Consider the following 7,803-nt stretch of genomic DNA (forward strand, 5'->3'; position numbering starts at 1 on the left):
GACGTGGCGGTGCTCGACCCGCCGCGCACCGGCGCCGGCCGCGAGGTGATCGACCAGCTGGCCGCCGCGGGCGTGCCGCGGGTGATCCACGTGGGCTGTGAGGCCGCGGCGTTCGCGCGCGACGTCGGGCTCTACCGCGGCCACGGCTACCGCGTCGAGCAGCTACGGGTGTTCGATGCGTTCCCGCTCACCCATCACGTCGAGTGCATCGCGGTGCTGGCTCGCTGAACGTCGGGCCGCTGGGCGAGCAGCCGGCGGATGGGCCGCAGCGCCATCCGCACACTGACCATCCGCGTCGCCGCCTCCCGCAGCACCGCCAGGCCGCGGCTGCGGTTGAACATCAGCCGCGCCAGCTGACGTGAATTGTCCTGCGCGGCAAGCACTCGCGGGCGCTGGGTGGCCTCATAGGCGGCCAGCGCACCGGCCGGCGTCGAGCGGTCGGCGCGCTGCAGCAGGGCCGACAGCAGCCACGCCGACTCCATCGCCATGCCCGCGCCGACGCCTGCGGTCGGGAGGAAACCTGCGGCGGCGTCGCCGAGCAGCACGGTGTGGGCCGTCGTCCAGTTCGGCGCCCGGCAGTCGGTGAGCGGCCAGTAGTAGGGGTCGGGGTCGTCACGCAGGGCGGTCAGTGCGTGCTCGACGCGTGCGCCGGTGACGCTCAGTGAGCGCCGGATCCGGGCGACGAAAGCGTCGACTCCCGCGGCGGTGTCCTCTCGCGGGCCGCCGACGAACACGCCGATGCGGCCGGCGACCGGGTAGGAGCCGACGAAAAAGCCCGCGCCCCAGAGCTCTTCGGTGAGATCGGGTGAGCCGTCCGGTGCCGCCCATGCCACCCAGCCGCCCCACCCGGTGTCGAGCGTGGCGGCAGGCCGGCTGCCGGGCACCAGATCGCGTGTCGTCGAGTTGATGCCGTCGGCGATGACGACCAGGTCGAACCGGTACTCCCGGTCGCCGTCGACCGAGGCGATGCCGACCGACGCGCCGTCCGCGCCCTCGGCCAGTGTGCGGACCGTCGAACCGAAGGCGACCGCACAGCCGCCCGTACTGAGCACCTCGAGCAACGCGCCCCGGCCGATGCCCCGGTAGTCCCCGAAGGTGTCGAGAACCGCCGAGAGCGAGTCCTCGCGCAGCGGGCGGCCCGTGTGGCCGCGGACCGCGTACCGGTCGAGCGCGATGCCCGCCGCTCGGTACCCGTCACGCACTCCGAGGCCGTCGATCGCCGGGTCGACCATCGGCATCAGCGCGAGCATGTAGCCGGCGTCCGGCGCCGCGGCCGAGCGCTCGATCAGCACGGGGTGCCGTCCCGCGCGGCGCAGCAGTCCGGCGGCGGTGAGGCCGGCGACGCCCGCGCCGACGATCAGGATGCGCATGTCGTCCGCGCGGGCCTCGTCGTACTGGTCGGCCACCGGGACCGGGGTGAACGCCATGACATTCCTTTCGCTGCACCTCGACGCTACCATTCTGTGGACCGGGTGGTACACAGTATTGTCCAGTGCATGACGACCGGCCGGATCGCCCGCATGCCCGCTGCCCGACGACGACGATTGGTGCAGGTGGCAGCGGTGGAGTTCGCCGAGTCGGGTTACGCGGACGCGTCGCTGAACCGGATCATCGCCGACTGCGGAATGGGCAAGAGCTCGTTCTACTACCTTTTCGCGTCGAAGAGCGAATTGTTCGAATTCGTGACCGCGGAATTGATCGCCGAGGCGGCGTCCCGGTGGACGGTTCCCGACCCGGCGGGCTTCTCGGGAACGCAGTTCTGGCCACGGGTCGCTGACGTCTTCACCGAGTTCCTGCGGATCTCTGAGGAGCACGAGGCCTTCCTGCTGCTGGGGAGGCTGTTCTACAGCGAGGCGCCCGGCAGCGCGAAGACCACCGTTGGCGGGGCGCTGGCGGCCGTCGAGGACTGGGTGCGGCGCGCCCTGGCGGAGGGCCGCCGGTGCGGCGCGGTGCGCGACGACCTGCCGGAGGACCTGCAGTACCGGCTGACGGTCGGAATGTTGCGGCTCTTCGACGAGTGGACGGTCGGCCGGCACAACCGGTTCTCGGCGGACGGACTGCGTCGGCTCACCGACGCACAGTTCGCCACGCTGCGGCGGATGCTGGCGGCCTAGCCGTCGGGCCGCTGGTAGACATCGGGCACGCCGTCGCGGTCGGCGTCGCGGGTCTCCTCCTCGTGCAGCGCGCGGTACTGCCGGTTGCGCAGCCGCAGCACCACCGTCGCGAGCATTGCCGCGGTCAGCGACCCGACGAGCACCCCGATCTTCACGTGGTCCTCGCGGCCGCTGTCGTCGCCGTAGGCGAGGTCACCGATCAGCAGCGACACCGTAAAGCCGATTCCGGCGAGCATCGCCATGCCGAGAACGTCGACCCAGCGCAGCGCGCTGTCCAGCGACGCCCTGGTCACCGCGGAGAGGAGCCGTGCGGTGCCGAAGATGCCGACGGTCTTGCCGACCACCAGGCCGAGCACGATGCCCAGCGCGATGGGGTCGGTCAGTGCGTCGGTGAGCCCCTGCAGGCCCCCGATCGTCACACCGGCGGCGAAGAACGCGAACACCGGGATCGCCACGCCCGCCGACAGCGGCCTGATCCGGTGCTCGAAGTGCTCCGCGAGACCCGGCCCGGCGTCGGGTCCGCCGGCAGCGTGGCTGCGCAACACCGGAACGGTGAAGCCGAGCAGCACACCGGCCACGGTCGCGTGCACGCCGGACTCGTGCATCAGCACCCACGTCGCGAGGCCCAGCGGCACCAGCAGCCACCACGACCGCACACGGCGCTGTACCAGCACCGTGAACAGCAGCAACGGCACGGCGGCCGCCGCCAGCGCCCACAGCTTGATCTCCTCGGTGTAGAACACCGCGATCACGGTGATCGCCAGCAGGTCGTCGACCACGGCCAGGGTCAGCAGGAACATGCGCAACGCCGCGGGGAGGTGCGTCGAGATGACCGCCAGCACCGCGACGGCGAACGCGATGTCGGTGGCCGTCGGGATGGCCCAGCCGCGGGTGGCGCCGTCACCGACCGAGTACGTCATCGCGACGAAGATGGCCGCCGGGACGACCATCCCGCCGACGGCGGCCGCGATCGGCAGCGCAGCGCGGCGCGGGTCGCGCAGGTCGCCTGCGACGAATTCGCGCTTGAGCTCGAGCCCGACCACGAAGAAGAAGATCGCCAGCAGTCCGTCGGCGGCCCAGGTGCCCAGTGTCAGGTTCAGGTGCAGACCGAAGCGGTCGGTGCCGACGGGCAGGTCGCGCAGTGCCGCGTACGACGCCGACCACGGCGAATTCGCCCACACGAGCGCTACAAGGGACGCCACCAGGAGGGCGGCGCCGCCGACGGTCTCCTTGCGCAGGACGTCGGCGACCCGGGCCGTCTCGGCCCACGAGCCGCGGGAGAGCAGCCGGCGCGGCAGCGGCGCCGACTCGCCCGGATCCTTCTGCATTTCCTGTGACACAGCCGACACCCCGTCTCATCGACATCACCGAACCGCAGGCCCCCGAGCGGGCATCCGCGGTGCCGACCAGACTTCCCGGCACACCGTGCGGCGAGTGTACCGAGGTGTGCGGCGCGCACTGTGACGTGATTGTGAAGGTCCCGGCTCGACAGGACCCGCACCGTGCGCCGTGCGTAAACTGGTCGAATGCTTGAACAGATCCGCGGCCCCGCTGATCTGCAGCACCTGACTCAGTCCCAGCTCAGTGCTCTGGCGGGCGAGATACGCCAGTTCCTGATCCACAAGGTCGCTGCAACCGGTGGACACCTCGGCCCCAATCTCGGTGTCGTCGAACTGACGCTGGCCCTGCACCGGGTCTTCGACTCGCCGCACGACCCGATCATCTTCGACACCGGCCACCAGGCCTACGTGCACAAGATGCTCACCGGTCGCAGCCACGAGTTCGAGACCCTGCGCAAGAAGGACGGGCTGTCGGGTTACCCGTCGCGCAGCGAGAGCGAGCACGACTGGGTTGAGTCCAGCCACGCCAGTTCGGCGCTGTCCTACGCCGACGGGCTGGCCAAGGCGTTCGAACTCACCGGCCACCGCAACCGGCACGTGGTCGCCGTCGTCGGCGACGGCGCACTCACCGGCGGGATGTGCTGGGAGGCGCTGAACAACATCGCCGCCGCCCGCAGGCCGGTGGTGATCGTCGTCAACGACAACGGCCGCAGCTACGCGCCGACCATCGGCGGCTTCGCCGACCATCTGGCCGCGCTGCGTCTGCAGCCGGGCTACGAGCGGATCCTGGAGAGCGGACGCAAGGCGATGCGCGGGCTGCCCGTCATTGGCGAGGTCTGCTACCAGTGCGTGCACAGCATCAAGGCGGGCATCAAGGACGCGCTCGCGCCGCAGGTGATGTTCACCGACCTCGGCCTGAAATACGTCGGCCCGATCGACGGCCACGACGAGCACGCCGTCGAGTCCGCGCTGCGGCACGCGCGCGGGTTCAACGCGCCCGTCGTCGTGCACGTCGTCACGCGCAAGGGCATGGGATACCCGCCCGCCGAGAACGACGAGGCCGACCAGATGCACGCCTGCGGCGTCATCGACGTCGCGACCGGGATGGCCACCAAGGTCGCCGGACCGGGCTGGACGTCGGCGTTCGCCGAGGCCCTTGTCAACTACGGCGCCAAGCGCCGCGACATCGTGGCGATCACCGCCGCAATGCCGGGTCCGACCGGGTTGTCGGTGTTCCGCGACCGTTTCCCCGACCGCTTCTTCGACGTGGGCATCGCCGAGCAGCACGCGATGACGTCTGCCGCCGGGCTGGCGATGGGCGGTCTGCATCCGGTGGTCGCGATCTACTCGACATTCCTCAACCGCGCATTCGACCAGATCATGATGGACGTCGCACTGCACAAGCTGCCGGTCACCATGGTGCTCGACCGCTCCGGGGTCACCGGCAGCGACGGCGCCAGCCACAACGGCATGTGGGATCTGTCGCTGCTCGGCGTCGTGCCGGGCATGCGGGTCGCCGCTCCGCGCGATGCCACCAGGCTGCGCGAGGAACTCGGCGAGGCGCTCGACGTCAATGACGGACCCACCGCCATCCGGTTCCCCAAAGCCGATGTGGGCGAGGACATCCCCGCTGTCGAACGGCGGGGTGTGGTCGACGTGCTCGCCGTGCCCGCCGCCGGGATGGGCGACGACGTGCTGCTGGTCGCCGTCGGCCCGTTCGCCGCGATGGCGCTGGAGGTGGCCGAGCGGCTGCGCAACCAGGGCATCGGCGTGACCGTCGTGGACCCGCGCTGGGTGCTGCCGGTGCCCGATGCGATCGGCGAGCTGGCCCGCGCGCACAAGCTCGTGGTCACCCTCGAGGACAACGGCGTCTCGGGCGGCGTCGGGTCGTCGGTGTCGGCCGCGTTGCGCCGCGACGAGATCGACGTGCCGTGCCGCGACGTGGGGCTGCCTCAGGAGTTCTTCGCACACGCCTCCCGCAGTGAGGTGCTGGCCGACATCGGCATCACCGATCGCAACATCGCGCGCCAGATCACCGGATGGGTGGCGGCGCTGGGCACCGCGGTCTCGGAGTCCGAGGTCAGCGAGCGCCTCGACTAGTCGTCCTGGGCCGCCGCGCCGCTGAGCGCGTCGACCAGCGCCGGCACCACGAGTTCGCGCTGCCACGGGCGGACGCGTGCCTCGGTGAGGAACTCCTCGACCGCGGCGGTGACGTCGCCGGACTCCGGGGGCTGCCAGTCCCAGCACAACCGGCGCACCACCTCCGGGGTGATCAGGTTCTCCGCCGGCACCGTGACACGCTCGGACACCGCGGACAGCGCGGCGCGGGCGGCTTCCAACCGGGCCGCGGCCTCGGGTTTGCGCCTGGCCCAGCGCGACGGTGGCGGTGGTCCGTTCGACGTCTCGGCGTCGTCCGGCGGATCGGTGTTCTCCCGCGCACGGTTCAGCGCGTCGAGCCACACCTGCGCGCTGCGGCGTTGCTTCGAACCGCCGAAAATCGGGAGCGCCGTGAGCTTTTCGACGGTGTCGGGGTCGGCGGTGGCGGCGTTGACGATCGCCGCGTCGGGCAGGATCCGCCCCGGCGCGATGTCGCGGCGGCGGGCGATGTGGTCACGGGTGGTCCACAGCTCGCGCACCGCGGCCAGTGCCCGCGGGTTGCGGACCTTGTGGATCCCCGACGTGCGCCGCCAGCGGTCGCGCCGGGTGGGGGACGCCTCGAACGTCCGCAGATGCTCGAATTCCTGTGCGGCCCAATCGGTCTTGCCCTGCTCCTCGAGCACCGCGGCGATCGCGTCGCGTAGTTCGAGCAGCACCTCCACGTCCAGCGCGGCGTAGTTGAGCCAGTCGTCGGGCAGCGGCCGCTTCGACCAGTCCGCCGCGCCATGGCCTTTCATCAGGTGCAGGCCGAGGAGTCGCTGCACCATCGCCGCGAGGTTCACCCGCTCGAAGCCGGCGAGCCGCCCCGCCAGTTCGGTGTCGTAGAGCCGTGCCGGCCGCATCCCGATCTCGGCCAGGCACGGCAGGTCCTGGTCGGCGGCGTGCAGCACCCATTCGTCCTCGGCCATCGCTGCGGCCACCGGCGCCATCACGTCGATCGGCGAATCGCCGTGGTTCACCGGGTCGATCAGCACGGTGCCGGCCCCGGCGCGGCGGATCTGCACGAGGTAGGCCCGGTTGGAGTAGCGGAAGCCCGACGCGCGTTCGGCGTCGACGGCGAACGGTCCGTGTCCGGAGGCCAGCAGTTCGGCGGCGGCGGCGATCTCGGAGCGGCTGACCGACAGCGCGGGCACCCCGTCGGCGGGGGTCAGCAGCGGGATCGCCTCGGGCTCGAGCTCTTCTGCGTCGAGACCCGTGTCGGTGTCGTCCGGATCGGGGGGAAGCGCCTCGGTCATGTCAAGCGCGGGTGCGGGAGCTCAGGTCGGTCACCCCGGTCGGCGGCAGTCCGGCGGCGTGCTCGAGCACCTCGCAGAACGCCTCGACGTGGGGGCCGAGCTCGAGGTTAGTGGCGGTCCATGACGCCCGCAGTTCCAACTGGTGGGCGCGCGGCGGGCCGGAGATGTCGCCGTAGCGCACCGACGTGGTGGCGGTGACGGTGCCGCCCAGTGCGGTCACGTGCTCGGCCCGCGAGTCCAGCGCCTCCACCAGCCAACTCCACGCCACCTCGGGCAGCAGCGGGTCCACCGCCTCACTGGAGTCCAGATCGGCCTGGATGTAGGCGACCAGCCGCATCGTGCCGTCCCAGGCCTCTGCGCCCTCCGGGTCGTGCAGCAGGATCAGCCGGCCGAACGCATCACCCTCCGAACGCTCGGGGACGATCGTCGTGTCGGGATGGCGGACCTCGGCGCCCAGGGCGTAGCTGTAGGGCGCGAGCCGCTGCGGCGGCCGGATCGGACCGAGCTCGATCTCCGACCGCACGGTGGTGGCGTTCATCGCCGCCACCGCCGTACGGAACTGAGCCGGTTCGCCTGCGGTCACGACGTTTGACGCTAGACCCATCCGGCCGGGCGTGTCGGCAGGCGCGCCGAATTCGATCATGAACCCCGTCGTGCCCCGATCCCGTCAACTGGTGCACCGCGGAACCGCCGGTTGGTGAGACGATGATCACCATGCCTGAACGGCTTGCTGACGCCATCGAAGAACTCTCGAATCCGAACCGGTCCGACGCCGAACCCGAAGGACAGAGCCCACCCGACGCTCCGCGGCGGCGGAGCCGGCTTGTTCGCTACACCCCCGCGCCGGTCCTCGCGGTGCTGGTCGCCGTCGTGGCGGTGGCCGCGGGCTCAGCGGTGCACTGGGCGCTCGGGCTGTCCGCGGTCGCGGCGCCGGTGCGCGACGCCGGGCTGCCGTAC

General features: G+C 71.3%; 7 protein-coding genes and 1 pseudogene. 4 read left to right on the plus strand and 4 right to left on the minus strand.

Annotated features, from left to right (window positions below; genetic code table 11):
- Positions 1–228 (plus strand): annotated as a pseudogene (locus tag H7I41_RS30075) (class I SAM-dependent RNA methyltransferase); the annotation flags it as partial.
- Here the strand turns inward: H7I41_RS30075 and H7I41_RS30080 are convergent.
- Positions 195–1,427 (minus strand): FAD-dependent oxidoreductase, encoded by a 1,233-nt coding sequence (locus tag H7I41_RS30080; RefSeq protein WP_264016317.1) that lies wholly within the window; start codon positions 1,425–1,427, stop codon positions 195–197. The pseudogene H7I41_RS30075 and the gene H7I41_RS30080 sit on opposite strands and share 34 nt — an antisense overlap.
- Positions 1,428–1,496: 69 nt before the next feature.
- Between H7I41_RS30080 and H7I41_RS30085 the strand changes: the two genes are divergently transcribed.
- A complete protein-coding gene (locus H7I41_RS30085; protein WP_264016318.1) occupies positions 1,497–2,114 on the plus strand; it encodes a TetR/AcrR family transcriptional regulator in 618 nt (205 codons plus the stop codon).
- Here the strand turns inward: H7I41_RS30085 and nhaA are convergent.
- Complete coding sequence (gene nhaA, locus H7I41_RS30090; protein ID WP_264016323.1) at positions 2,111–3,442, minus strand: Na+/H+ antiporter NhaA; 1,332 nt, start codon at positions 3,440–3,442, stop codon at positions 2,111–2,113. The two genes, H7I41_RS30085 and nhaA, sit on opposite strands and share 4 nt — an antisense overlap.
- 198 nt (positions 3,443–3,640) lie before the next feature.
- Here nhaA and dxs point away from each other — a divergent pair, with 198 nt between their 5' ends.
- Positions 3,641–5,554, plus strand: a complete 1,914-nt coding sequence (gene dxs / locus H7I41_RS30095; RefSeq protein WP_264016319.1) for a 1-deoxy-D-xylulose-5-phosphate synthase — start codon at positions 3,641–3,643, stop codon at positions 5,552–5,554.
- Here dxs and H7I41_RS30100 read toward each other — a convergent pair.
- Both H7I41_RS30100 and H7I41_RS30105 read right to left on the minus strand, forming a co-directional pair.
- A complete protein-coding gene (locus H7I41_RS30100) occupies positions 5,551–6,846 on the minus strand; it encodes an HRDC domain-containing protein (RefSeq protein WP_264016320.1) in 1,296 nt (431 codons plus the stop codon). The genes dxs and H7I41_RS30100 overlap by 4 nt on opposite strands.
- 1 nt (position 6,847) lies before the next feature.
- The gene (locus tag H7I41_RS30105) at positions 6,848–7,429 is read right to left on the minus strand and encodes a DUF3000 domain-containing protein (RefSeq protein ID WP_302916691.1); all 582 of its coding nucleotides are present in this window, start codon (positions 7,427–7,429) and stop codon (positions 6,848–6,850) included.
- Between the two features lie 131 nt (positions 7,430–7,560).
- On the opposite strand from H7I41_RS30105, the gene H7I41_RS30110 reads away from it, so the two are divergent.
- Positions 7,561–7,803 (plus strand): hypothetical protein (locus tag H7I41_RS30110; RefSeq protein ID WP_264016322.1); only part of this gene is annotated, 243 nt, incomplete at its 3' end.

It is taken from the genome of [Mycobacterium] manitobense (genome assembly GCF_025821665.1).
Classification (GTDB): domain Bacteria; phylum Actinomycetota; class Actinomycetes; order Mycobacteriales; family Mycobacteriaceae; genus Mycobacterium; species Mycobacterium arseniciresistens.